This window comes from Neisseria sicca VK64, from assembly GCF_000260655.1.
In the GTDB taxonomy this organism is placed as follows: Bacteria; Pseudomonadota; Gammaproteobacteria; order Burkholderiales; family Neisseriaceae; genus Neisseria; species Neisseria sicca_B.
In genome coordinates this window covers 1-26,156 of sequence record NZ_AJMT01000038.1, presented here as the reverse complement: position 1 = coordinate 26,156, position 26,156 = coordinate 1, and the positions used below count along the sequence as shown (strand labels likewise).

At 50.0% G+C, this 26,156-nt stretch carries 17 protein-coding genes and 1 pseudogene; 4 read left to right on the top strand and 14 right to left on the bottom strand.

Features of this window, described 5'->3' with window-relative positions; genetic code table 11:
• Positions 1-133 precede the first annotated feature (133 nt).
• Complete coding sequence (locus tag HMPREF1051_RS02415; protein ID WP_036491385.1) at positions 134-514, top strand: DUF305 domain-containing protein; 381 nt, start codon at positions 134-136, stop codon at positions 512-514.
• A gap of 1,096 nt (positions 515-1,610) precedes the next feature.
• Here the strand turns inward: HMPREF1051_RS02415 and HMPREF1051_RS02405 are convergent.
• Both HMPREF1051_RS02405 and HMPREF1051_RS02400 read right to left on the bottom strand, forming a co-directional pair.
• Entirely contained in the window at positions 1,611-2,267 is a 657-nt protein-coding gene (locus tag HMPREF1051_RS02405; protein ID WP_003760231.1) for a response regulator, read from the bottom strand.
• Entirely contained in the window at positions 2,257-4,077 is a 1,821-nt protein-coding gene (locus HMPREF1051_RS02400) for a histidine kinase (RefSeq protein WP_036491395.1), read from the bottom strand. Before HMPREF1051_RS02400 ends, HMPREF1051_RS02405 begins: the two co-directional genes overlap by 11 nt.
• A gap of 309 nt (positions 4,078-4,386) precedes the next feature.
• On the opposite strand from HMPREF1051_RS02400, the gene HMPREF1051_RS02395 reads away from it, so the two are divergent.
• Positions 4,387-4,968 carry a molybdenum cofactor guanylyltransferase gene (locus HMPREF1051_RS02395; RefSeq protein ID WP_003778310.1) on the top strand — a complete coding sequence of 194 codons (582 nt, stop codon included), beginning with the start codon at positions 4,387-4,389 and terminating at the stop codon, positions 4,966-4,968.
• 253 nt (positions 4,969-5,221) lie between these two features.
• Here the strand turns inward: HMPREF1051_RS02395 and galU are convergent, their stop codons facing one another.
• From galU to ampD, 4 genes are all read right to left on the bottom strand, one after another.
• Entirely contained in the window at positions 5,222-6,091 is an 870-nt protein-coding gene (gene galU / locus HMPREF1051_RS02390; RefSeq protein ID WP_003763898.1) for a UTP--glucose-1-phosphate uridylyltransferase GalU, read from the bottom strand.
• A gap of 220 nt (positions 6,092-6,311) precedes the next feature.
• A complete protein-coding gene (gene ligA / locus HMPREF1051_RS02385) occupies positions 6,312-8,783 on the bottom strand; it encodes an NAD-dependent DNA ligase LigA (RefSeq protein ID WP_003763940.1) in 2,472 nt (823 codons plus the stop codon).
• Between the two features lie 302 nt (positions 8,784-9,085).
• Complete coding sequence (locus HMPREF1051_RS02380) at positions 9,086-10,342, bottom strand: cell division protein ZipA C-terminal FtsZ-binding domain-containing protein (protein WP_003763891.1); 1,257 nt, start codon at positions 10,340-10,342, stop codon at positions 9,086-9,088.
• 234 nt (positions 10,343-10,576) lie between these two features.
• The gene (gene ampD, locus HMPREF1051_RS02375; protein WP_036491378.1) at positions 10,577-11,149 is read right to left on the bottom strand and encodes a 1,6-anhydro-N-acetylmuramyl-L-alanine amidase AmpD; all 573 of its coding nucleotides are present in this window, start codon (positions 11,147-11,149) and stop codon (positions 10,577-10,579) included.
• 128 nt (positions 11,150-11,277) lie between these two features.
• Between ampD and mltG the strand changes: the two genes are divergently transcribed.
• Positions 11,278-12,273: an endolytic transglycosylase MltG gene (mltG, locus tag HMPREF1051_RS02370; protein ID WP_003763922.1), complete on the top strand. Its 996-nt coding sequence runs from the start codon at positions 11,278-11,280 to the stop codon at positions 12,271-12,273.
• 399 nt (positions 12,274-12,672) lie between these two features.
• Here mltG and HMPREF1051_RS02365 read toward each other — a convergent pair whose 3' ends face one another.
• Positions 12,673-13,416, bottom strand: a complete 744-nt coding sequence (locus HMPREF1051_RS02365; RefSeq protein ID WP_003763929.1) for a hypothetical protein — start codon at positions 13,414-13,416, stop codon at positions 12,673-12,675.
• Positions 13,417-13,840: 424 nt separating this feature from the next.
• Here HMPREF1051_RS02365 and HMPREF1051_RS02360 point away from each other — a divergent pair, with 424 nt between their 5' ends.
• The gene (locus HMPREF1051_RS02360) at positions 13,841-14,185 is read left to right on the top strand and encodes a hypothetical protein (RefSeq protein ID WP_003763953.1); all 345 of its coding nucleotides are present in this window, start codon (positions 13,841-13,843) and stop codon (positions 14,183-14,185) included.
• A 202-nt stretch (positions 14,186-14,387) separates the two neighbouring features.
• On the opposite strand, the gene HMPREF1051_RS02355 is transcribed toward HMPREF1051_RS02360, so the two are convergent.
• The 7 genes and pseudogenes from HMPREF1051_RS02355 to HMPREF1051_RS02325 form a co-directional block, all read right to left on the bottom strand.
• Positions 14,388-15,884: an HsdM family class I SAM-dependent methyltransferase gene (locus HMPREF1051_RS02355; RefSeq protein ID WP_003763896.1), complete on the bottom strand. Its 1,497-nt coding sequence runs from the start codon at positions 15,882-15,884 to the stop codon at positions 14,388-14,390.
• Between the two features lie 18 nt (positions 15,885-15,902).
• Positions 15,903-17,324, bottom strand: a complete 1,422-nt coding sequence (locus tag HMPREF1051_RS02350) for a restriction endonuclease subunit S (protein ID WP_003763955.1) — start codon at positions 17,322-17,324, stop codon at positions 15,903-15,905.
• A 2-nt stretch (positions 17,325-17,326) separates the two neighbouring features.
• Positions 17,327-20,170, bottom strand: a complete 2,844-nt coding sequence (locus HMPREF1051_RS02345) for a DEAD/DEAH box helicase family protein (protein ID WP_003763958.1) — start codon at positions 20,168-20,170, stop codon at positions 17,327-17,329.
• 1,153 nt (positions 20,171-21,323) lie between these two features.
• Positions 21,324-22,156, bottom strand: a pseudogene (locus tag HMPREF1051_RS02340) (NAD(P)/FAD-dependent oxidoreductase).
• Between the two features lie 192 nt (positions 22,157-22,348).
• Positions 22,349-23,503, bottom strand: coding sequence for an HlyD family secretion protein (locus tag HMPREF1051_RS02335; RefSeq protein WP_003763928.1), 1,155 nt, complete (start codon positions 23,501-23,503; stop codon positions 22,349-22,351).
• An 86-nt stretch (positions 23,504-23,589) separates the two neighbouring features.
• Positions 23,590-25,251, bottom strand: coding sequence for an MFS transporter (locus tag HMPREF1051_RS02330; RefSeq protein WP_003763947.1), 1,662 nt, complete (start codon positions 25,249-25,251; stop codon positions 23,590-23,592).
• Positions 25,252-25,330: 79 nt separating this feature from the next.
• Positions 25,331-26,137, bottom strand: a complete 807-nt coding sequence (locus HMPREF1051_RS02325; protein WP_003763926.1) for an IS481 family transposase — start codon at positions 26,135-26,137, stop codon at positions 25,331-25,333.
• Between the last annotated feature and the right edge of the window lie 19 nt (positions 26,138-26,156).

Below are 26,156 nucleotides of genomic sequence, written 5' to 3'. Positions count from 1 at the left end.
CCTAAATTTCAAAAATTAGGACTGTTTGACCCTTTCCTTATACCAACCCTTGTGTATCGAAATAAATATTGACTTTAACCTTAGGTCAAAGTTTATGATTTGTGCTCCTTCAGTTATCACATAGGCGAAAAACATGAAAAAACTTATGACTTTTATCACACTTAGCGCTGTTGCAATTTCAAATTATGCCCAAGCTAATGAACAACCGCATCAAGCGCACATGAATATGTCAATGTCGACAGATTCTGCAATGCAACAAGAATTAATGCAAGGTATGAATCAAATGAATCAAGACATGATGGCAGCTGCGCAATATAAAGACCCTGATGTTGCTTTTGCAGCAGGTATGTTGCCACACCATATTGGCGCAGTAAAAATGGCGGAAGTTGAATTAAAATACGGAAAGAATCCTGAGATGCGTAAGCTTGCTGAGGATATTATTAACGCACAACAAGCGGAAATTGAACAAATGCAAAAATGGCTTAAAGCACACAACAAAAAAAGTAAGCCGTAGCCTGCATCCCCGCTAACCGCGTTCGTGGCTGCGCCACACACCCCACCTGAGGGTGGCACAAACTTTAAAACCAAGGTGTAGCAACTGTATTTTTCACCCCGTCGGGCAAAATACAGTTGCTACCCAATCAATGAAACACGCTTACAGCGCAATTTTAGCCTATTTACGCCATATCTACCCAAAAGGCAGGCAGTGGAATAAATAATTTCGACACCAATACGCGCGCGCGCGTAATAATGCAGTCCCTAGATTTTTGCAAGTCCATGAAAAGAAAGCAAAACGCGGCGGGTAACCACTTAACCGGCACTGGTAACCAATGACAAGAGCATAACTGGTTACCGCATTATCGTTGATTTATAAAGGTTTTTAGGGGCTGGTAACCAGGTAACCAGGGTAACCAGTGTTTTTTATATATATATAGCAGTTTAAATTTGAGAGAGAAGCCGCCGGCCTAATCACTCAAATAACAACACGCCCAAAAAAAGTTATAATGACCGGCCTAAACTGCTAAATTATTTTTTGACCTTTGCAAAATGTGGTGTTTTTTGTGGGTATATTTGAATTGCTTTATTATTTTTATAATATAAAACAATGAATTATGCCTTTAGTTTGTGTCCCTCCGTCACACTATAAAATCTAACCGCTTTCGAGCGGTTATTTTTTCGTCTTTTCTTGGCTGATAATTTGTAAATTGTCCAAAGAAGAGCGGTATTGCCAATGTTGATTGTCGGTAATGGTTTGGTAGACACGGTTTATCGGTGCATCGAATATGGTTGTTTTGCTGAGTCGGCGTGTTTTAGGGAGCATTAAGCCGATGAGCTGGCAGGACAAGCAAGCTGATGGGAAGTATAGTGGATTAAATTTAAATCAGGACAAGGCGACGAAGCCGCAGACAGTACAGATAGTACGGCAAGGCGAGGCAACGCCGTACTGGTTTAAAGTTAATCCACTATAAAACCGAATAAATCAGTATCTTTATTTCTACACCTGTTTGATGGAAAAGGTCGTCTGAAAAACGTTGGAGCGAAATTCGTTCTGCCCGTTTTCAGACGACCTTTTTTGTTTTTACCGCTTTGGCATCGATATCCTGAGCCGTTTAATTGATTTCAGGCTGCGGGACTTTGTGTTGGACGGCGTAAACGGCGGCTTGGACACGGCTGCTGAGGTTGAGTTTGCGCAGCAGGTTTTGGACGTGGACTTTGACGGTGGATTCTGCCAAGTCCAAATGGCGGGCGATGACTTTGTTGCTGTGTCCGGCGGCGAGGTAGCCGAGGATTTCGAGTTCGCGCGGGGTGAGGGTGGAGAGTGCCTGGTCGGTGCGCGGTGCGGATGGGGAAATCAGGGATTGGACGAGGCGGGTGGTCATTTCGGGAGAGAAGACGTTGTCGCCGTCGACGGCTTTGCGGATGCTGTCGAGTAGGAAGTCGGCGTTGATGTTTTTCAGCAAAAAGCCGCGTGCGCCGATGCGCATACATTCGGTCAGGTCGTCGCTGTCTTCGGAAACGGTCAGCATAATGACGGTTTGGTTCGGGTTGACGCCCAAGATTTGTGCCAGTGCTTCGCGACCGTTCATGACGGGCATGTCAAGGTCGAGTAAGACGACGTCGGGTTTGAGCTGTTCCGCCATTTTGACGCCGGACAAACCGTCGGCGGCTTCTCCGATGACTTCGAAGTCGCTTTGACGGGAGAGCAGGGCTTTGATGCCGCTGCGGAAGAGTGTGTGGTCGTCAATGAGGATGATTTTAATAGTCATGGGTCGTTCTCTTGTGTTGCGGTAAGGTTAAGGTAACGGTTGTGCCTTGTTCGGGCTGGGATTGGATGTCTAGGTTGGCATTGATGCGGCGGGCGCGTTCTTGCATGATGCCGAGTCCGACATGTTCGCCGGAGAGTTTGTGCAGGTGTTGCAGGTTAAAGCCGATACCGTCGTCTTCGATGCTCAGGGTAAAGTTTTGTTGGTTGAGCATGCTGATTTTGACGTGTTGGGCTTTGGCGTGTTTGCGGATGTTGGACAGGCTTTCTTGCAGGATGAAGATGATTTGCAGCTGTTCGTCATCGTTTAATGTGCGGCCGTCGTCCTGCCATACTGTTTCGACATTGATTTTGGTTTGGCGTTTAAATCTGGACAGCAGGGTGGTTACGGCTTCCGGGAAGTCTTTGTTGCTGATTTTGGTTCGGAAATTCAGCAGGAGTTCGCGCACGTCTTCGTAACATTCTTGCACGCCGTCTTTGATGAAGCGGATGTTTTCTTCGGCTTGTTCTTTCTGGTTGGCATGGAACGCGCTTTCCAGCATTTGAACTTGAAGATTGAGGAAGGTCAATGCTTGGGCGATGCTGTCGTGCAAACCTTGGGCAATCAGGTTGCGCTCTTGGAGTACGGCAAGCAGGCGCCGCTCTTGTTCGAGACGGCTGCTGGCGATGGATACACCTAATTGACCGCATAATGTACGCAGGAGTTCGTTGTCGTTGTCGTTAAGTGTGGGGTCGTCTGAAAAATATAGGGTCAGGATGCCGAGTTCTTCTTCTTGATAGGTGATGGGAAAAACGACGGTATGTTTGAATAGGGGTGTTTCTTCTTCAGGCTGGGTTTGTTCGGTATCTGAATCTCTGTCTTCGGCTTCAGACAGTCCGATGGAGGCAATAAGATTTGTGTTTTTACGGTCGTTGTCTAAAAGGCGGATGCTGCCTGCGCTTGCGGAAACGGCAGGCAGGGTCCGTGCTAGGAATTCTTCTGCCGCTTCGCGCGGGGTTAGGGTTTGGTGCAGGTCGCGCGTGGTTTGGTAGAGCAGGGTCAGGTCACGGTTTTGACGGGCGAGGTCTTGGGTTTGTCTGGCGACTTGTCCTTCCAAATCGGTATAGAGGACTTTCAGACGACTGCTCATTTGATTGAAGCCTTTGCTGACTTGCGCAAACTCTTGAATCTGTTCGGTATCGATTTGTACGCCGAATCGGCCTTGGCTGATGGTTTCCACGCCGTCGCGCAGGGTTTCAAGCGGACGGATAATCCAAGCGTAGTGCCATACGATCATTAAACCTGCGGCGACAAAAATCATCAGCATCATCGCCATTTGGAAACGGCGCAGCCATAAGGTGTTTTTTTCGTTGGCGTTTTCCAATGCCTGCAAGAACAATTCGATATTGCCGGCAAAGCGGTAGAGTTCGATCTGCGTCGGTCTGCGGTAACGTTTCAGCGCGGGTTGGATGTTTGACTTCCAGTCGATTAAGAGCATGGATTGGATCAGGCCATAGGCCGGCGGTGTTTCCGAAGGCATCAGGGGATAGATGGCATCGCTTTGGGTGATGCGCAGGAGTGTTCCTTCAAATTCGCGCAATTGGTTGTCGATTTGCGCTTGCGGGGTGCGTTCGCTGGCCATGTAAGCCAAACGGTAAACCTGCATTCTCAAGCTTGCGGCATCATCAATGACGGTGGCTGCGTTTTCCAGCCTCAGTGATAAAATCAGGGTCAGGATGACGGACAATAAAGCCGAACCAACCCATAAGACAGTCAGCAGTTTTAATCGTGAGGACAGGCTCAGGCCGCCTGAAAATAGGGTTCGTAAGCTCATGGAATAAAGGAAGGGCGTTTTGTTGCCAAATGTTATAAACATATCATCCTTTAGGCGGGGAAACAACCTGTCCGAAGGGGAATTTGGTGTGAATGAGGTGATATGCGCTTTAATGTAAAATCGTGTTATGATAAAATTCACTTTATATGAATTTTATCGCGGGCAACCGTCTTTTCAGACGACCTGGGATGATGTGCCGATTTCGCAGGGAATCGGTAGGAACATAACACCTATGAATTAAAAACATAAGAATCAGCCGATTAACAGTATGGGCACACAAAACCAGCGACTTCACAAAGGACTACCAAAATGAAAACCTTCGCATTGATATTGGCCGGCGGGCAGGGAGAGCGAATGGGAGGGACGGATAAAGGATTAGTATTGTGGCGTGACAAACCTTTGATTGATCATGTTATTGAAGCGTTGCGTCCGCAAGTTGAACACATTGCCATCAGCGCCAACCGGAATCTGGAGGAATATGCTCGCCGTAGTGCACATATTTTTGCCGATTCGCGCCAATGGCAGCATTTGGGACCGCTGGCGGCTTTGTGTACGGCTGCCAATGATTTGCAGATTGCGGCGGCGGATTGGCTGCTGGTGGTGCCGTGCAATATGCCTGCGCTGCCGCCTGATTTGGTGGCGAAATTTGAAACGGTTTCCAAACGCACGCCTTTGTGCAATGCGTTTTATGTGGAAACACCGGTCACGCCGCATTACAACGTAATGTATATCCGTCCGCAAATCCTGCAAAGCACCGTCCCGTATCTGTATTCGGGGATGAAAACCTTGAGCGGCTGGCTGCATCAGCAACGGGCGAGATCGGTGCATTTTGGTTCGGAACATGTTTTTTTCAGCTGCAATACGCAGGAAGATTTACGGGGGCCGCTTTAAGCTTTAAGCATTGCACTTTGGTTTTTATAGTGGATTAACTTTAAATCAGGACAAGGCGACGAAGCCGCAGACAGTACAGATAGTACGGAACCGATTCACTTGGTGCTTCAGCACCTTAGAGAATCGTTCTCTTTGGGCTAAGGCGAGGCAACGCCGTACTGATTTAAAGTTAATCCACTATACACAGAAAACTGTGTGTCCGTACAAACAAAAAGGTCGTCTGAAATTTTCAGACGACCTTTTGTCATTTGCTTTATTGGGGGATGTATTGTTTCAGCAGTTCGCGGAACTGCGCGCCGGTTTCAGGATGTTTCAAGCCGTAGGCGACGGTGGCTTCGAGATAACCCAGTTTGCTGCCGCAGTCGTAGCGTTTGCCATCGAAGGCATGGGCGAGGACGAACTCGTGATCCAACAGGCGGGCAATGCCGTCGGTCAGTTGGATTTCGTTGCCCGCACCGCGCGGCAGGTTTTCCAGAAGGCTGAAAATGCGCGGGGTCAGGATGTAGCGGCCGACAACAGCAAGGTTGGACGGCGCTTCTTCGGGTTTCGGTTTTTCGACGATATTGGTAATTCTTTGAAAGCTTTTCAGTTTTTCCACTTCAACAATACCGTACGAGCCGGTTTGCGACGGATCGACGGTTTCCACGCCTAAAACGCTGTTGCCGCTTTGATTGTAGATATCAACCATTTGCTTCAGCGCGCCTTTGGGCGCGTCAATCAAGTCGTCGGCAAGAATAACGGCGAAGGGTTCGTCGCCCACTGCGGCGCGGGCGCACAATACGGCGTGTCCCAAGCCTAAAGCTTCGGCCTGACGGATGTAAAGACAGGTAATGTTGGAAGGCAGGATGTCTTTGACGTGTTCCAGCAGTTTGTCTTTTTGACGCATTTCCAGCTCGGTTTCCAGCTCGTAGGCTTTGTCGAAATGGTCTTCGATGCTGCGTTTGTTGCGGCCGGTGATGAACACCATTTCGGTACAGCCTGCTTCTACTGCTTCTTCTACCGCATATTGAATCAACGGTTTGTCGACGATGGGCAGCATTTCTTTCGGGCTGGCTTTAGTAGCGGGCAGAAAGCGTGTACCCATACCGGCTACGGGGAAGACGGCTTTTTTGATCGGTTTCATTCAGTTTCCTTCTATTTGATTGTCGAATCGAAAATTCAGACGACCTCGGTTGTCTAGGTTTGACTTGGTTGCCACATTGTCGGCGGCAAAAAGGTAAGGTATTTAAAAGGCGTTCAACAGATTTAGAGTGTTCATTCCCCGATAAGTTGCCAAATTGATTGAGAACAGAATCAACGATTTGGACAGTCGGAAAATTGGCTCGGTTATCCTTAATAAATGCTTAATCCAGCATCGCCAAAAGCTCTTCCTCACTCAAAACCGCCACACCCAAGGCGTTGGCTTTTTCTAGCTTGCTGCCGGCAGCTTCTCCGGCGACGACGTAGTCGGTTTTTTTGGACACGCTGCCGGAAACTTTGCCGCCGGCGGCTTCGATCAAGGCTTGGGCTTGGTCGCGTTTGAGGGTGGGCAGCGTGCCGGTTAACACAAAGGTTTTGCCTGCTACGGCTTCGTTTAGGTCGTCTGAAAACGCTTGATCTTGGTTTTCAGACGACGTTTGTGCGAAGAAGGTTTTTAGGTTTTCGAGCAGTGCGGCGTTTTGTGTTTCGCTGCGCCATGCTTGCCAGTCGGCAGGCAGGGCTTTGTCGGTTTGCAGGCCTTCTATGCTTTTGCCGGCGAGTTCCCATAATGTTTGGGCTTTGTTTTCGCTGATTTTGAAACCGGGCAGGCGGGCAATCCAGCGTTGCGGCTCGGCATGGCGGGCGGGCGGGATGGTAACGGCTTGGGTTTGCGGGGCAACGCCTGCGGCGAGCAGCTCGTCTATCATCGCCTGCTGCGCATCTTGGGCGAAGAAGTGGGCGATGGAGCGGGCGACGACGGTGCCGATGTCGGGCAGGCAGGCGAGAATGGGTTCGGGTGCGCGGCGGACGTGTTCCAGCGAGCCGAATGCCTGCGCCAGCGTTTTGGCGGTGCGTTCGCCGACGTGGCGGATGCCGAGCGCGAACAGGAAGCGGGCGAGTTCGGGCGTTTTGCTGGCTTCTATGCCTGCAAGGATGTTTTCCGCCCACTTGGTCGGTTGTTTTTTGCCGTTTTGGGTGTTGGATTCAGACAGGTCGTCTGAAACCGTTTCTGTGTTGCCGTTTTCGTTTTCAGACGACGCTTTATCCGCCGTTTCCTTCATTTTTTGCAAGGTCGGGATGTCGAGGTGGTAGAGGTCGGCAAAATGGCGGACGAGGTCTTGGGCGACAAGTTGCTCAATTTGTTTTTGACCGAGCCCGTCGATGTCCATGGCTTTGCGCGAGGCGAAGTGGATTAAGCCTTGCGCGCGTTGTGCCTGACAAAGCATGCCGCCGCTGCATCGGGCGACGGCTTCGCCTTCTTCACGTTCGATTTCGCTGCGGCAGATGGGGCAGTGGGTCGGCAGGTGGTAGGGCTTATGGAGCGGAACGGATTGGGTTTGGTTGGCGGACGGTGTTTCGGCAAACAGGTCGTCTTGCTGATGTTTGAGGTCGTCTGAAACGGCAACGGTAGTTTCCTGCATCGGGCGGCGTTCGAAAATCACGCGCACGACTTCAGGAATCACATCTCCGGCGCGGCGCACGACGACGGTGTCGCCGACGCGCACGTCTTTGCGCGATACTTCGTCTTGATTGTGCAGGGTGGCGTTGGTGACGGTGACGCCGCCGACGAATACGGGTTGCAGGCGGGCGACGGGGGTAACGGCGCCGGTGCGCCCGATTTGCACGTCTATGGCTTCAACGACGGTCAGGGCTTCTTCGGCGGGGAATTTGTGGGCAATCGCCCAGCGCGGCGCGCGGGAGATGAAGCCGAGTTCGCGCTGTTGCGCCAAGCTGTTGACTTTGACCACCATGCCGTCGATTTCGTAGGGTAGGGAGGGGCGTTTTTGCTGCATTTGTTCGTAAAACGCCAATACTTCGTCGATATTTTTGAAACAGCCGAAATTGCCGTTAGGCAGGCTGAAGCCGAGTTCTCGGAAATAGGCGAGTTCTTGGATGTGTTCTTCCGCGACAAAACCGCCTTGCTGGCGGGCGATGGAGTAGGGGAAAAAGTGCAGTTTGCGTTGCGCGGTGATGCGCGAATCGAGTTGGCGCAGGCTGCCGGCGGCGGCGTTGCGCGGATTGGCAAAGGGTTTTTGCCCGTTTTCGGCTTGTCTTTTATTGAGGGCAGCAAAGTCGGCTTTGAGCATCAGCACTTCGCCGCGCACTTCGATGAGTTCGGGCGGATTATCGCCGTGCAGCCGCAGGGGGATGTTGGCGACGGTTTTGACGTTTTGGGTAACGTCTTCGCCCGTCGTGCCGTCGCCGCGCGTCGCCGCCTGCACCAATACGCCGTCGCGGTAGAGCAGGCTGATGGCGAGGCCGTCGAATTTGGGTTCGATAACGTATTCGGGATTGCCGCCGTCCAAGCCGTCGCGCACGCGTTGGTCGAAGGCGTACATTTCGGCATGGTCGAACACGCCGTTTTCATCTTGCGGGGAGAAGGCGTTGGTCAGAGACAGCATCGGCACTTCGTGGCGCACTTCGGCAAATCCCGCCAAAGGCTCGCCGCCGACGCGCTGGGTCGGGCTGTCGGGCAGTTTGAGCTCGGGATGGTTTCGTTCCAACGCTTCGAGTTCGCGGAATAATTTGTCGTATTCGGCATCGGGTACGCTGGGCGCGTCGAGGGTGTAGTATTCGTAGGCGTAGCGGTTGAGGAGGTCGGTGAGGTGGCGGATGTGTTGTGCGGTCGGATTCATGGAGGAAGGTTTTCAGACGACCTTTGTCTGATATAGTGGATTAACTTTAAACCAGTACGGCGTTGCCTCGCCTTAGCTCAAAGAGAACGATTCTCTAAGGTGCTGAAGCACCAAGTGAATCGGTTCCGTACTATCTGTACTGTCTGCGGCTTCGTCGCCTTGTCCTGATTTAAATTTAATCCACTATACATGATGGGACGGGCAAAGGTCGTCTGAAAAAGGATAAGTTGAAAACAGCTGAATTTTACCCGAAAAAAAGCGGATATGCCGTAACGACATATCCGCTTTGATTACATTCGATTTTAGGAGAACAGGCGCAGGGCTTGTTTGCTGCCGGGTTTGATGCCGACTTTGAGCATTTCTTCCTGACGCGCCAAGACGTAATTGCGAATGTCTTTGAGCCATTGGGTAGAAACTTCTTCCATTTTGTCGTTGACCAAATCCAAGCCCAACTGACCGGAGAGGCGTACCGCCAAGTCCATGAAGAGGTCGAAGGTTTTTTCGCCGGCGGGCGCATGCGGGATGTCGAGCAGCATGCTGAAGCCTTTGTAGGACTGGTTGTCCAAAAGGGCGTTGGTAAAAGCATCGCCTGTGAGGCTATGGATGGCAAACATCGGGCTGCCGGTTTGTCCGGTGTAGTGGAATGCGCCGTCTTCGCCCAATACGAAGCCGAGGTTTTCAACAGAAGCGCGCAGTTCGACGCCGCTGATGTTGCTGTGTGAAACCAAGTGGATGGCGATGGTTTGATCGACACGGGCGCAGAAGGTGTCCAATGCCTGCGCGACTTCGGTAAACGCTGCCAAATCGGTGTGGAGGACTTTGCCGCCCATCAGTTGGGCGAAGGTGTCAACCTGTTGGTTGAACTGTTGCAATTCTTCTTGGGTTGCCAAACCGTTGCGGCTGACTGCTTGCAGGCCGACAACGAAACCTTGGTAATACACGCTCGGAATCGGTTCGGCAACTTGGAAGCGGTCGTCCATGGTGCAGCCGATGATTTGGAAACGGTGGCGGTTGGACAGGCGGGGCAGGGCGTGCAGCTCTTGCGCTTCGGAGAGGGCGATGTAGGCGAGGTAGTCGAAGCGCGGGTCAAACCACGGCAATTCGACTTGAGACAATTCGTCCAAGCTGACCAAAGGCTGGTTGGCGGCGGACGGCAGGTTGACCGGCTCGTCGCTGGCGGCTTGGGTGGTGATTTCGTTGTTCAGGCCGATGACGGTATGCTGTACCGGCTCGTCGGTAAAGTCGTCTTCAATCGCCAACTCGACATCGGTTTTGATGGCGGAAGGTTTGGCGAGTTTGGCTTTGGCGGCGAAGATTTCGTCTTGTTCTTGCAGATTGCGCAGCGCGGCTTCTTGGGCTTTGTTCGCTTTTTTGACGAACAGGCCTTTGCCGCCGGATTCTTTGCCGTCGCGCACATGGCTGGTTTTACTGTTCAGGAGCGCGTCTTTGTCGGAGTGGCCGAACTGCTCGCGCACCTGTTTGCGGTATTGGTTTTCTTGGTACATATTGTAGGCGATGACGGCAAGGATGACTGCCAAGCCTAAGACGATGAAAATCATGGGTAATCACTTTTTGTAAGAGCGGCATTCCGTCTTCGTTGCCCGGGGCGGTTTGCCTTTGGGCGTATGCGGAATCGTATTGCCGCGAGTAAGTTCGTCGGAGTCGGACACGGATTGTCCCGTATGAACGTTCAATTATAACGAAAATAAACTTTTCTGACAGCAAATGCCGTGAATGATAGCCCAAAATCGGGCTGGGTCGTCTGAAAAATGCTATATGGCATTTTTGAGCGATTAACGGACAACCGGAAAACCCGCCGCCTGCAATCTTTGCCAGTCGAAAAAGTGGCCGGGATCGGTTTTGCGGTCGGGGGCGATGTCTTGGTGGCCGGTAACAGCGGTGATGGGGTAATGCCCGACCAACGCTTGCACCAGGGTTTCCAGCGTTTGATATTGCACTTCGGCAAACGGCTCGAAATCGCAGCCTTCCAATTCGATACCGACCGAAAACGCATTGCACTTTTCACGTCCGCGAAACGACGACACGCCTGCGTGGTACGCCATATCGTCGCAAGAAACAAACTGCACCGCCTCGCCCTCGCGGGTAATCAAGAAGTGGCTGGAAACGCGCAAGGTGTGGATGACGCTGAAAAACGGATGTTCGTCGGGGTCGATGCGGTTGGTAAACAACTTTTCCACCGCGCCCGTCCCATATTCGAAAGGCGGCAGCGAAATATTGTGTAAAACCACCAGCGACACGGCTTCTGATTCTGCACGCGGCTCGAAGTTTGGCGAAAACGCGCGGCGCGCAGGCTGCCACCAGCCTTGTTGCCAGCCAATGTCTTGGCATTCGGACGGAAGATTCATATTCAGACGACCCTTTATTTCAGACGACCACTGAGGCGGAAAAAACATACGTCGGGCGGGCGTGCAGGGAAGAAGGCGCGCATTTCGGTTATACTGTCGCACGACGTTCACAAATCAAAAATCCTACCATGCTGAAAAAAATGTTGAAATGGTTTGCGGTATTTTTTGTTGCCGTTGCCGCCGTGTTCGCCGCCTTGCTGTTCGTTCCCAAAGACAACGGCAAAGCATACCGCATCAAAATTGCCAAAAACCAAGGTATCTCTTCCGTCAGCCGTACGCTTGCCGAAGACGGAGTCGTTTACAACCGCCATGTGCTGGTCGCAGCCGCCTACCTGATAGGCGCACACAACAAACTCAACGCCGGCTCGTACCGCCTCCCTTCCAGCATTTCCGCATGGGGCATTTTACAGAAAATCCGCAACGGCAGACCCGATGCCGTTACCGTTCAAATCGTCGAAGGTTCGCGTTTTGCCACCATGCGTAAAATCATCGACAACACCCCCGACATCGAACACAAAACACGCGGTTGGAGCGATGCGGAACTCATGCAGGCGATTGCCCCCGACGCGCTCAGCAGCAATCCCGAAGGCCAGTTCTTCCCCGACAGCTACGAAATCGACGCAGGCAGCAGCGATTTGCAAATCTACCAAACCGCTTATCAAACCATGCAACGTCGTCTGAACGACGCTTGGGAAGATCGCCAAAGCGGATTGCCCTACAAAAATCCGTATGAAATGCTGATTATGGCGAGCCTGATTGAAAAAGAAACCGCCCACGAAGACGACCGCGCCCATGTTGCTTCAGTATTCGTCAACCGTCTCAACATCGGCATGCGCCTGCAGACTGACCCGACCGTGATTTACGGCATGGGTAGCGCGTATAAAGGCAAAATCCGCAAAGCCGACCTCCAGCGCGATACGCCGTATAACACCTACACCCGCAGCGGCTTAACCCCGACCCCCATCGCCCTGCCGAGCAAAGCCGCCCTTGATGCCGCCGCGCATCCGTCGAATGAAAAATACCTCTATTTCGTCTCCAAAATGGACGGCACCGGCTTGAGCCAGTTCAGCCATAATCTGGAAGAACACAATGCCGCTGTACGCAAATATATTTTGAAGAAATAGGTTGAACTGAGCTTCAAAAGCATAAAGGTCGTCTGAAAATCTGTAAAACCGGTTTTCAGACGACCTTTTGTCTCAGGACGATTTAGAACAGATTATTATTGTTTATCTTTATCAAGTTATTTTATAGTGGATTAAAATTGCAATGATACAGCGTTGCCAACGCCCTTATGTACTACCCGTACACGGCGGGCGTTGCCGCCTTGTCTCATTTTTATTTTAATCCACTATAACTTTAAACCAGTACGGCGTTGCCTCGCCTTGCCGTACTATCTGTACTGTCTGCAGCTTCGTCGCCTTGTCCTGATTTAAATTTAATCCACTGTATTTTCATTGCTACTGCAAAATAAAAAGCGGTCTGAAACCTTATTTGGTTTACAGACCGCTTTTATTATTTATGCCTTATCGGGTAGGCGGTTTGGCGTATCCGTCATCGGCGGGAAAGGCTTGAGGTTCATTTCTGCTGCGGTTCGGGTCGTACAGTTCGAAAATTGCAGTGCCGATTACACCCGTATTGCGGATGGAGCCATTATCCGAGTTGGCGGCATAAGAGTCGCGGGGGCTGCTGAAGACAAACGACGCCACCGCGCTGCTGCTTTTGCGGAAACCTTCGATTTCTAAAGAATCATGAGGGTACAAGACATAACCGTCGGCGTATTTACTGGCCGATTTGCCTGAAATCACATCCAAACCATCAACGCTGGCTACGATTTCCAAGGTTTTGTTGCTGTTGTTTTGATAGACCAAACGGTATGACTGTCCGTCTGTACCGCGCAGATAGTAGTCGCCTGTGTCACGGAATATCGGCAGCAGGCTGCCATCGTCACCGCGTACAGACAATTCCACTTTGCCTGAAGCTAAAGCAATCGAATTGACGCTGCGACCGCGATAATCTTTGGAAGAGTAGTTTAATACGCTTTGCGCCAAAGGTTCCTGACTGACACGGCGCAAATCCACAGAATGAACAGGAGATTCCACCTCATCGCCCCAACCCGTTCCTAATTTCTCTGCCGCTTGCGCACTTTGGCTCGGTACGGCTGAATTGGTGGCAGCCGGTGCTTCAACTGCTTGATGTGATTGTGAACAGGCTGCTAAAACGGCAGCCAGCAACACCGGCAGCCATAATTTAAATTTCATTTGAGGCATAATCGCTCCTACGATAAATTGGATGATGGATAAACAACCTGAAATTACATAATAAAACTTACCGTATCATTATTATTTTTTCTAAATAACAAGGGCAATACAGCAAAAGAGTTACCCATTATCTATACATTTACTTCAAATGGGTAAGAAACAGTATTACATCATACTTTGTAGGTTTATATGTCTAAAGCGCTTATCAAAGAACTTTTCTCATTGGAGCCTTGTCAATAAACAGGATAAATAGGGGTAAAACCGTCGGTCAGGTCGTCTGAAAATTCTCTTCAAACCTTTATTTATGATTCTAAAGAATTTTAAATAGCGTATTGTCGACTTCAATGATGAAGATTTGTTGAGAGATACCGTATTGTTATGGATGGCAATTTCGACGGCACATTAGAAGATGCCTCTATAAAAGGATAAAATGATGATGAAAATTAAGGTGACTATGCTGGGCATTACCGGCTTGATATTGTCCGGCTGCTTTTTTGCCAATGACGAAATCAAGTTGGATGATATTGGGAATTTCAAAATTACAGTCAATGAAGCTAAGGATTATAGGCAGGTTCATTTGACAGGTTTATTAGGCAATAGCGCAATGGGCATTTCAGATATCAAAACAACTTCCCACAAGGATGAGCTGAATATTACTTTATTTCAAAAATTGGCAGGTTCAAAATATTCAGGAAAGCTAGATAAAGAAATTGCTCTTGACCGCGATATTAAAAAGATTACTTATGGTTCTAAACACGAGATTATCTGGCAGGAGTAAATCGGTTTTATTCGATATCTTGATTGCTTTTTGATAAGACTGTTTAGCAGTTTAAACGCAACGAAAAAGGTCGTCTGAAAACTGGAAAACCGATTTTCAGACGACCTTTTATGCTATCACTGCTTAGTAAACTAATTCACAAAATCATTGAAGTTGTAATGAGATGCGGCAGTTGCCTTAGTCTATATCATTGATGGTCTAACTAATCCGCCAACTGCGCTGCAACGCTTCGAAAACTCATCAAAGCCGCTTCGATATTTTCAATGATTTCATCGGCTAAAATATCGGGGGCGGGCAGATTGTCCAAGTCGGTTAAAGAATGGTCTTTCAGCCAGAAAATATCCAAGCTGGTTTTTTCGCGCTTATTGATTTCATCGATACTAAATTTACGCCAGCGTCCGTCGGGATTGTTTTCGGCATGATAGGTTTCTGCGCGCTTTGAACGGTCTTCGGGGCAATAGCAGGTAATGAAATCCTGCAAATCTGCCAACTGCATCGGTTTTTTCTTCAGTGTGTGATGCACGTTGGTGCGGTAGTCATATACCCAGACTTCTTGGGTAACGGCTTTTTCCTGTGCGGGACGGTTATCAAAGAACAACACATTTGCTTTCACGCCTTGGGCGTAGAAAATGCCCGTTGGTAAACGTAAAATCGTATGTAAATCGGTTATCTGCAACAGTTTTTCGCGCACGGTTTCGCCTGCGCCGCCTTCAAACAGTACATTATCGGGCACGACCACGGCTGCCCGCCCGTTGTTTTTGAGCATGGTGTAAATATGCTGCAAGAAGTTGACTTGTTTGTTGGAGGTGGTTGCCCAAAAGTCTTGGCGGTTATAGACAAAATCTTCGGTTTCAGCTTCACCCTCGGCATTGGTAATGGTCATGGTGCTTTTTTTACCAAATGGCGGATTGGCCAAAACCAAGTCCACTTTGCGTGGGCTTGGTGCAACCAAGGAATCATCGGAGCTGATCGGGCTATCGCCGTCCATTTCGCCGATGCCGTGTAAAAACAGGTTCATCAAACACAAACGGCGGGTATTGGCGACAATTTCATTACCGAAAAACGTCCCGTTTTTTAACCGCACTTTTTGCTCGGCATTTAAATTGGCATGTTTTTCCAAATAGCTGTATGCCGCCAATAAAAAGCCGCCGGTGCCTGCCGCCGGGTCGGCAATCAGGGTATCTGCCTGCGGGCGGACGCATTCAACAATTGCCTCAATCAGAGCGCGCGGCGTAAAGTATTGCCCCGCACCTGATTTGGTATCTTCGGCATTTTTTTCCAAAATGCCTTCGTAAATATCGCCTTTTACATCCACGCCCAAGCGCGTCCATTTGGTTTCATCAATCATCGCCACCAAACGGGATAATTTGGCCGGGTCTTGGATTTTGTTTTGCGCCTTGGCAAAGATTTGGCCGAGCAAGCCTTTACGCATACTTAAATCGCGCAACAAAGCGAGATAATGGCTTTCCAATTCCGCGCCGGTGCGATCGGTCAGACTTTTCCAGTTGTATTCTTCCGGAATGCCGACATCGCGCTTGTAGGGCGGCTGGCTGTATTCAAAAGCCATTTTCAAGAAAATCAGATAAGTAATTTGTTCTAAATAGTCGCCGTAGCTTACGCCGTCATCGCGCAGCATATGGCAGAAACTCCAAACCTTTTGAACGATGGCATTTGATGTATGGTTTTGCGTTGTGGTCATATTCGTTTTCTCTTTAATTTATTTATCCAAAAGGCTACCTGAAAAAGCCGCTTTCAATACGGCCTGTTTAAGCAGCTCGGCTTGTTTGAGTTGTTTGGCAATTTCATCGGCAAGTTGATCGCAAGCGGTAAATTTTTGCTCAAGAATGTCAGCAATTTCTTTTTGTTCTTTTAAAGAACAAAATACAAATGGATAATTAATTAGTTTTTGTCCATTAATATTAGATTGATTGACACCATCAGTTTTTACAAAATTGCCATATTTTTTTGCAATCATTGAATTTAGAAAATAGGTTAAATATCGTCCATCAGTAATTTCTGTTAAATGATTTATTCTAATAAGATAACCTGCAAAAATTGCCTTTTCATCTGTTTCAATAATTGATGTTTTACCAACTAACTCAGGACTATTTGTACGATTAAATAAGACATCACCTTTTTTTAGTAAATATTGTTTAATTTCTTCATCATTATCAGAATAAACAAGGTCGGTCCAATCAATTTTGCCGTTTTGCATATTGCCCATGCGTAAAACAGGAACTTTACCTTCAGGTTGTGATTTGGCCGATGTACCATATTCAACCCCTAAAGTCATTAATCCTAAACGCTCCCAAAACCAACCATCTGGCAACTCTGTAAGCTCAATTTCATTCAATTTTTCAATTGATTCAAGTTTTTTCAAAGTTGATGGTTTGCTCGGTTTTTTCCCTTCTTTTCCATTTTGTTCCCATTGGCTGACAGCCGTTTGCCAATCGGCAAGCTGTTGGGCGTGGTGTTGTTCGCGGGTCGTCTGAATTTGGGCGAGCAGTTCGTTTTCAGACGGCAAGGCATCTGCGTGCTTGCTGCGCCATTCTTTGGTGAGTTCGCCGTTAAAGGCATTTTTGAGCAGGGATTGGCGGTATTGTTGGATTTGCTGCGCTGCGGTTTTCAGACGACCTATGCCTTCGTCGATTTCGTCAAACAGGCTTTCGATTTTATTGACGATGGTTTGTTGGGTTTCAAATGGAGGAATATTAACGGATGTTGCTTCGAATTTTCCTTTTGTTACATGAACCATTCCTGAACCATGAGCTTTGGCATAAAGTTCATTAGTAACTTTATCAAGCAAATAATAAATAAATGTCTTATCTATATTTTCTTTTGGTAACACTTTAAAAATATGCTGATTTAAGAAAGCATATTTACCTTTCCAAATATATGCTCCAAGTGATGCAGACCATGCAAAAAGCAAATCTCCATTTCTAATATGATATTTTTCCTCAATATTTCCATCGTAGTAATTATATTCAGCATTTGGATTATTTAAATTTTGGATACGAACAATAGGTATGCCTGTTTTACTCCATTCTATTGGCTTAAAAGCTCGCCCATTTACATAAGTGGCAATTTCCCCCAAAGTCGTTTTCTTCCACCCTTCAGGCAATTGCTGTTCTGTGGTCATTGTTATGCTGTCCATTGTTGGTTAATCTCGTCTAATAGGGCGTTAAAGTCTTGGTCGTTGGCGGCAATTTCACTCAATACATCATAGGCTTGACCCAATCCGCCATGTTGGTTGAACGGGGTAAGTTCAAAGTCGTTCCCTTCGATGGCAAAGGAGGTGATGATGTGGTCACGAATCATGGTCAGCCATTGCATTTGCTCTTCGGTCAGCGGTTTGTCGGCGCGGGCGTTGTGTTCAAAAGTCCAAGTCTGGAAGTTTTTACGCACGGCTTTGGTAAACGGGGTGATTTTGTCATCAATGCCAATCACTCGGCGGACAAGGCTGACTAAGGCGGTGAGTTCGCTTTCTGCCTGTTCGCTGACGTTATCCAAACGCGCGTATGCCTGCCAGATATGGCTGAATGCCAATTTCGGTTTGGCTTTTTTGATGGCATCTGCCAGCTCTTTAATCATCGCAAGGCTTAAGGCTTGGCGTTGATAAGGCTGATTATAGAAAATCTGCAAGGCGGTAATTTCGTCTTTGTTGTTGTGTATCCATTCGGCAAAATCTTGGGTCAGGGTTTCATCATTTTCTGCCCAGCCTGCGTGGATGACTTCATCAATCTGGGCGTCAATTTTCTGCTCGTTTTGTTTGCGAATGTCGTCCAATATGGTGATGAGCTCCATGGAAAGCGGACGTGCAGCGGCTTTGACGCGCTGTTTTTGTATCTTTAAAACTGTTTTTTCAGACGGCGTCTCATCGATGGAAATGCCTTCTTGCTCGCAAGCTGCCCGATGGATTTCGTCGGTATTGATGGCGTGAAACAGGTCTTTGACCAATTGCGGTAATGGGATGCCGCCTGTGATTTCGGTGATCCGCTGCTGTTGTTCGTTATCCAGCTGTTTGTTTAAACGGGCAAGGCGTGCCGCCAGTGAGCTGATGCTGTCGCTATCAAATGCGCCGCCGAAGACGACGGCTTTTCCTAAATCGGAAAAGCTGACCGAACGCTTGGTGTCTAATTGTTGGCTTGCCGTTTTGAGCGATTTGGTAACACCGATGGCATCGACAATTACATAATGGGTTTTGGCTGATGATGCGGAGGGGCTGACTTTTTGCAGGCCTTCTTTATCAAGCGTGCGTGTGCCGCGCCCTTTCATTTGCTCGAAATAGTTGCGGCTTTTGACATCGCGCATAAACAGTAGGCATTCAAGCGGGCGGACATCCGTTCCTGTGGCAATCATATCAACGGTAACGGCGATGCGCGGGTTGTAGCTGTTGCGAAAATTCGCCAAGACGGTTTTGGGTTCTTCGCCGTGTTCGATGATTTCGCCGTTCTCTCCCACAATATCGTCTTTGGCTTTGTAAGTGATTTTTTTGCAAAATTCGTTGCCTTGCCCGAACTCTTCGCGAACCATTTTGATGATGTCGTCGGCGTGGCTGTCGTTTTTGGCAAAAATCAGGGTTTTGGGTACTTCTTGACGATTTGGGAACATTACGGGTAAATGGTCGCGGAAAGTACGGACAATAGTGCGGATTTGGCTTGGATTGACAACATCCCTGTCGAGTTGCTTGGCGGTATAGTCTTCATCGCTATCTTGCTGCTGCCAGCGTTTGCGGCGTGTGGTGCGTTCGCGGTGTTCGACCAGTTCTTCGGCTTTGAATTTGCCGCCATCAAGGCTGATTTTGGTATTGATCAGATAGACTTCATTGCCTACGTTTACGCCATCGGCAACGGCTTGCTCGTGGCTGTATTCGCTGACGACATTTTGATTGAAAAAGCCAAAAGTGCGGTTGTCCGGTGTGGCGGTTAAGCCAATCAGATAAGCATCAAAATAATCCAACACTTGCCGCCACAGGTTGTAAATGGAGCGATGGCATTCATCGATAAAGATAAAATCAAAAAATTCGGGTGGCAGATCCGGTTGATAGGCAACGGGCAATGGTTCTTTTAAGCGGTTTTCCCATTCTTCCAATTCCATGCTGTCATCCGGTATCGCCAGGTCTTCCCCTTTTAATAGCGAATACATGCGCTGAATGGTACAAATGCAGACTTCTACGCCGTTGGGAATGTGCGGCGATTTAATGACTTGAGCGTTGTAGAGTTCAGTAAATTTGCGGTTGTCGTCAGACGGGGTAAAAACCAACATTTCCTGCTCGGCCTGTTCGCCCAAATTGACAGTGTCGACTAAAAACAAAATGCGGCGTTTGCCTGTGTATTTGAGCAAACGATACATAATGCTGATGGCGGTATAAGTTTTGCCTGCGCCTGTGGCCATCTGAATCAAGGCGCGCGGTAAATCTTTTGCCAAAGAATCTTGCATATTTTCGATGGCGGTTAATTGGCAATCGCGCAAACCGAGTTCAGCCGCAGACAGACGGTTGGGATTGAGCGCAGGTATGGCTTTAAGTTTGGCGCGCAGGGTGTTTTTGCCTTCGTTTGCCCATTTTTGCAATGTTTCAGGACGATGAAAATGAAATACTTCACGGGCACGAGGGGCGGGATCGTTACGGTTGGTAAAACGTGTTACTACGCCCGTGCTTTCATATAAAAAGGCAATCTCTGCTTGCTCAATATACTTGAGTTTGCTGTCGGCATAGCGTGCGCTTTGCTCTTCAACCGTATTGAGCTTATGGCCAAAGTTTTCTTCTTTGGCCTCAATAATGGCAACTGGCTCTCCATCGACAAATAACAGATAATCTACCGGACCGCTGTCAGTCGGATATTCACGCACCGCTACCCCAAAACTACTGTTGGGATTAAAATACTTCACCGACTGTACCGCCCAGCCCGCCTGCTCCAGTTTTTGGTCGATGATGTCGCGGGCTTGCTGTTCGGGGTGTTGGTTGTAGGTTACCTGTTTGCTCATAAATACTATCCTAGATAACGCGTTAAGATTGATAAATAAAGATGTTCATTTGTTGTATTCGGTGAAACTGTATAACTTGCCGTCCCGCTTCAAAAAGCGAACACAACAATTTTCCCGGCTGCTCTGCAACTGCTTTTTGTAATTTTCAATGATAACCCAAGTAGCTTTCATTTGCTTCAACTGCATAAGTAAACATCCTGAAAACTCTCTGCTTAAATGGTTTCCCATTGAAACAATTTTGGTGCAAATGTATTTTCCTATTCGGAATCAACCTCAAATTATACAGGGTAGATTTAGATTAAATCAGGACAAGGCAACGAAACCGAAAACAGAACCGGCTTAAACTTGCCCACTATGTTTTTAAACAAGTAGAACGCGCAAGATTCATATTTCACGATTGTGCGTAAACACAGAAGGCTGTCAGGCTATTAATCCGGTTTAACTTGCGAGACACAACAAAAAGGTCGTCTGAAAACCGGGAAAACCAATTTTCAGACGACCTTTTATATTGTTTCTGTTCAGAACGGTTGTTTCTATATAAGGAAAGAATGAAAAAATAAAACTCTAATTATTTCAACTTGTTGCAATCAAATATTGATGACTTTCTTAAAAATACGTAAAAATAACCCCGATAACAGAGTAATTATATCATTATATTTTACAATATTAACGTAAAATTTTTACACATTGCTTTCAAGAGCCAACCATTTATGTTCTCTGTTTTACTTTTTGAAAATAAAACAGAGGACTTCTATATTTTGGTGTAAATATTTCTCTTGAATAACTTTCTGTTCTATAGCTATGCTCTATTTTTGAGTTTCAAATGTGGTATGGAGCTATCAAAATTGACAACTCCATAAATAATATTCTTATTCTTTGTTTAATCTAACAAGAAAATGCTTAAATTGTTCTTCGTTGTTATCCAACTTTCCGAAAAATAACTCATCAATTTGCTCAATTAACGGAACAGCTGTTTGTAATATTTCTTCTCCTTTTGAGACCTTTGCAAAATTCCCCAAAATCCCCTAAATGTCTTGGTGGGAATTTAGGGGATTTTGGGGAATTTTGCAAAGGTCTCATTTTAAGATAAACAGGTCGGTGTTTGTCGGGCATCAATGCCCAACCTGCAACTGTTTTCAGACGACATCAACACCTATTCAAACGCCAAATCCCCCACCAGTTCCGCCAGCGTGTTCAGCCGCTGTTCCGATTTTTCTACAAACGGGTTTGCCGTATCCCACGCATAGCCCGCGAGAATGGCGGAAATCATGCGGCTGATTTCGGGCGCGCGGTTGGGTGCGTACACCACGTTTTGGAAACGGTTGTCGTACCAGCCGTCCACATAGGTGCGAAAAGCGTTTACGCCCACCATCAGCGGCTCGGCGAACTCGCGCTGCCAGTCTGCCGCTTCGCCTTTGAGCTGGCGGGCAAGCAGGTCAGCGGCGAGTTTGGCGGAATAGCCTTGGATGCTGCGGTAGGGGAAGCCGTTTTCCCATTCGGAATGTTTAAAAAATTCAACCAGATTGGGGCATTCTGCCACTATTTGTTTCAACACGGCTTCGGAATCGCCCGCCAGTTTGTCGGGTGTGCCGACCACGCCGAGCGAGCAGGTGTTGTCGCCGAAAGGGATTGTCCAAAACCATACGTCGCGGTGCTGCGGGTGGGGGGTAATCAGGATTTTGTTGCGGTCAAAATCGGCTTCGGCGGCGATGTTGTCGGTGATGCGCGTGAAATGCGCCATGCGAACGCTGCGCCGTTTTTAAACTGAAAGCCTTTCTCGGCGCGCACGGCATCGGCCAAACCGGCTTCTTCCAGCATTTCCATGCAGTGCGGCAGCAGGCTCTCGCCAATCACAAAGCGCGGAAAATGCTGTTTTTCCAGCGCGCATACTTTGAAGCCCTGTTTGTTAAGCAGGGCGGAGGCAACCGAGCCTGACGGGCCTGCGCCGATGACGGCAACGTCAAATTGGGTGTGGGACTTTCGCAGATAAATGGTTTGGCATAAAAGCGTAATTATAGAATTTTACAAGGCAGCCTGAAAATGGGGGAATGGAGTTTGAGGCTGCTTTTTGTTGAGTGGGTTGGGCAATTGATGCACGGATAATGCCCGATTTGCTTTACTTCAATAAAAAAAGCAGTCTGAAAGGCCGTCTGAAAACTTTTCAGACGACCTTTTACCTTACTTCGTAGCAATGTTCACTTCCGCCGACATCCCCGGCGCGAGGCGTTCCAAATCCTGTTGCCCTGCGTCAAATACGATTTTTACGGCGATGCGTTGGGCGATTTTGACGAAGTTGCCCGTGCCGCTGTCGGCTTTAATCAGGCTGAATTCGGAAGCGGTGGCGGGCGAGATTTCGGCGACTTTGCCGCTGAACGCCTTGCCGCCGAGTGCGTCGATACTCACGCTGGCACTCTGCCCGATTTTCACGTTGGCCATATCGGTTTCTTTGATGTTGGCGATGATCCAGCGTTCGGGCGGCACGACGGACATCAGCTGCGTGCCCGCGCTCACAAGCTGCCCTTGTTTTACGCTGACTTCGCCGAGTTTGCCGCTGGCGGGCGCGTAAATCACAGTATGCCCCAAATCCTGTTTTGCCAAGTCCAGCAGGGCTTGCGCGTTGGCGATGCCCGCCTGTGCGCCCTCGCGCCCTACGCCCGTGTTGATGATGTTCTGCTGCGCCACGGCGTATTGCTCCTGCGCCTGTTTCAGGCCCGCTTCGGCTTGTTTAACGGCGGTTTGCGCGGCATCGCGGCTGCTTTGCGACACGGCATCGGCACTCACCGCCTGTATGCGCTGCCATTCGCGGCGGGCGCGGTCAAGCTGGGCGCGGGCGTTGTCAATCGCGGCTTGGTTGGCTTTGGAGACGGCGAGGGCGGAGGCTTTGTCCTGCGCGGTTTTGTTCAACGCCGCCTGCTGCCCCGCCAGCCCAGCTTCGGCTTGGGCGACTTTGGCGCGGTAGGGCGCGGGGTCGATTTCCACCAGCGGCTGCCCTGCTTTTACGTTGTCAAAATCGCGCACCAGCACTTTCTGCACATAGCCGCCCACGCGCGGGCTGACGGCGGTTACGCTGCCGCGCACATAGGCGTTGTTGGTGTAAACCTCGCCCATGCCGAAGGGCGGCAGGCGGAAGGCATACAGGGCAAGCACCACGCCGATTGCGCTGGCGGCGAGTATGCCGATGCTGCCGAAACGGTGTTTTTCAGGCTGCCATTGGGCGGGCTCTTGCGGCTCGGACGGGGTTTCAGACGACGTTTCAGGCTGCATCTCGGGCTGCGGCACGGCGGTTTTTTGGGATTCGGTGTCGGGTTGTTCGGGGGTGTCGGGTTGGGACATTTTTTGCTTTCCGTTGATTTGGGGGTTGATTCGGTTAATGGGTTGGTGCGGTGGTTTTCAGGCTGCCTTTAATGCTGTCTGAAACACTATTTCCCCAACGCCGCAAACACTTTCGCCTTCTCCGCCGCCAGAATATCAATCTTGTAATAACGGCGGTACAGCCACAGGGCGACGGCGACGAGGGTCGATACCGCCGCCATCGCCGCCAGCAGCGCGAACAGGTCGCTGTATGCCGCCACCGACGCTTCTTTGCCCGCCTGCGCGGTGATTTGCGAGACGGCGCGGCCTTGCAGCAGCACCGGGTCGGAGAGGGTGGCGGAGAGGGCGGCGGCGTTGCGCTGGATGTCGGCGGCGAGCGCGGGGTTGGAGAGGGTCAGGTTTTGCGCGATGGCGGCGAGGTGGTCGCGGGTGCGGTAAGTTAAAAACGCGCTGAATGCCGCCGCACCCGCCAGCCCGCCGAGGGTTTGCGACAGGCCGAACACGGCGGAGAAGCTCATCATGTGGTCGGGGCTTTTCGCCAGCGCGCGCAGTGCGCCTTCAAGCATCATCGGCCCCATAAACAGCAGCGAGGCAAAGGCAACGATAAACTGGCTGAAATAAAGTTGCGCGGGGCGGGTCTGCATGCCCACGCCGATTTCCAGCCACGCACCGAGGGCGAAACAGGCGAGCGCAACCATCACGGGGCGGCGGATGTCGTTGATATCCAGCAAAATCAGGCTGCCGACCACACCCGCCAGCATTCCGCCCGCAACAATCAGGTAAAACGTGCTCATCTGCGCGCTGCCCACGCCCACCGCGCCCATCAGCCCCGCCGCGCCGACGGTCTGCTCCGAGGTCAAGAGCCGCGCCATCACGCCCATCACGGCGAAGATGAGGATTTGCGGCACGGTCATCCAGTGCCAGTCCAGCATCGGCTTGTGCCGCGTCGATTCGATGTACAACGCCAGCCCCGTCAGCCCCACACCGCCCGCGAGCAGCCAGCCGAGCCACTGCGTCGTCCACCACACCGTGCGCCCCTGCACGAGAAAGGCGCACAACAGCGCGATGCCGGAGGCGAACAGGGTAAAGCTGAGCGCGTCGGTCAGCGTGAACGATTTGCGCACGGTGATGCCGGGCGGCAGCGGCAGGGCGAACAGGCAGGCGGTGCAGGCGAGCGCGAGGGTAGCCTGAAAGGCGAACACGCCGTTGAGGTTGCCGTCGCCATACAGCAGCGGCACGAGGCTCTGCGCCAGCGGCGTGCCGACCTGCATCAGACCCAGCCCGAACACCAGCCCGACCAGCTTTTTCGTGCCGGTAAAGCCCTGCATCATGTAGTAAATCGACAGCACCAGCAGGCCGCTGGCGGCGATGGCGGCGGCAACACACGCGATGAGTTGCACTTCGTAATGGTGATAAACCAGTTGCAGTAGGCTGGCGGCAAGCTGGGCGAACAGGGTGATGCGGACGAAGCGTTGCAGGCCATACGCCTTGCGGACTTTGAAAAAGAGGACGCTCATGCAGGCGTAAGCCATGAAATACGCCGCCTGAATCCAGCCGCCCTGCTGCAAATCGAGCGACAAATCGCCGCGTAGCTGCGGCAGCGAGGCGGTGAGCAGCCCGTTTTGGAAGCCCGACGACAGCGCGAGTAATAAACCGATGGCAAGATACGCGAGCCGCCGCTTTTTCGGATGCTCGGGCGAGGCGGGCGAACCCGGCATAAAGGGCATTTCATGCGGCTTGAAGGTGTAGCCGCCGGATTGCAGGGGCATGGGGTTTCCTTTGGTGGGGTGGACGGGACAAAGTTTTAGATTTTTAGGCTACCTCAGCTGTAGAAAATAACCGCATTGTTTACACCACAGGTTGAGAAAAGTAAGCCTGCAAGACCTCAAACGGCGTATCGCCGCCCAGACTACCGTGCGGCTTCACGGTGTTATAAAAGTTCGCAAATCGGCACAGATCCTTTTGCCGGTGTTCCCGACTGTCAAAACTCTGCTTTTCGTGCCACATTTCCATAATCGTCCGAATAACCCTCTCGGCTTTGCCGTTGGTCTGCGGACGGGCAGGACGGGTAAACTTTTGATTGATGCCGTTTTCATAACAGGCAGTACCGAAAGCATGACTTGCCCCGCCTTTATATTCGCTGCCATTGTCCGAATACACGCACTCGATCAAATAGGGGCAGGGTTCGATGACTTGTTCCGTTAGAAACTTGGCCGCACTGTCTGCGGTTTTATCCGGCAGGATGGCGGCGTACAGTTCTCTTGAGAAATCATCAATGGCGACAAACAGGTAATCTCGTTTGTCGGTGGCTTTCTGCCCTTTGAGCAGCGGCAGTCGTTTGGTATCGACGTGCACCATTTCGCCGGGATAGGACTTGTTGTAGCGTTTGGCCTGCTTTTTGAGTTTTTCCTGAATACTGCGTTCTACCTTGGCCAGACGTTTCATTCCGTACTTTGTCTGTTTGAAACGGTTGTTGGTGCTGGTTTGGGGTTTGAGCAGCCTACCCCTTGCGGCTTTAAGTGCGCGGTAGATGGTGACGCGGCTGACTTGGTAACGACGGGCCAGGGAGGTGACGCTCTCCTTCTCCTGTGTGTATGCTGTCCAAATGGCTTGGCGGTGGTGCGGGGTGAGTCGGGTGTTTTTGTGCATGTTCATGTTTCAGTATTCTCCTGGA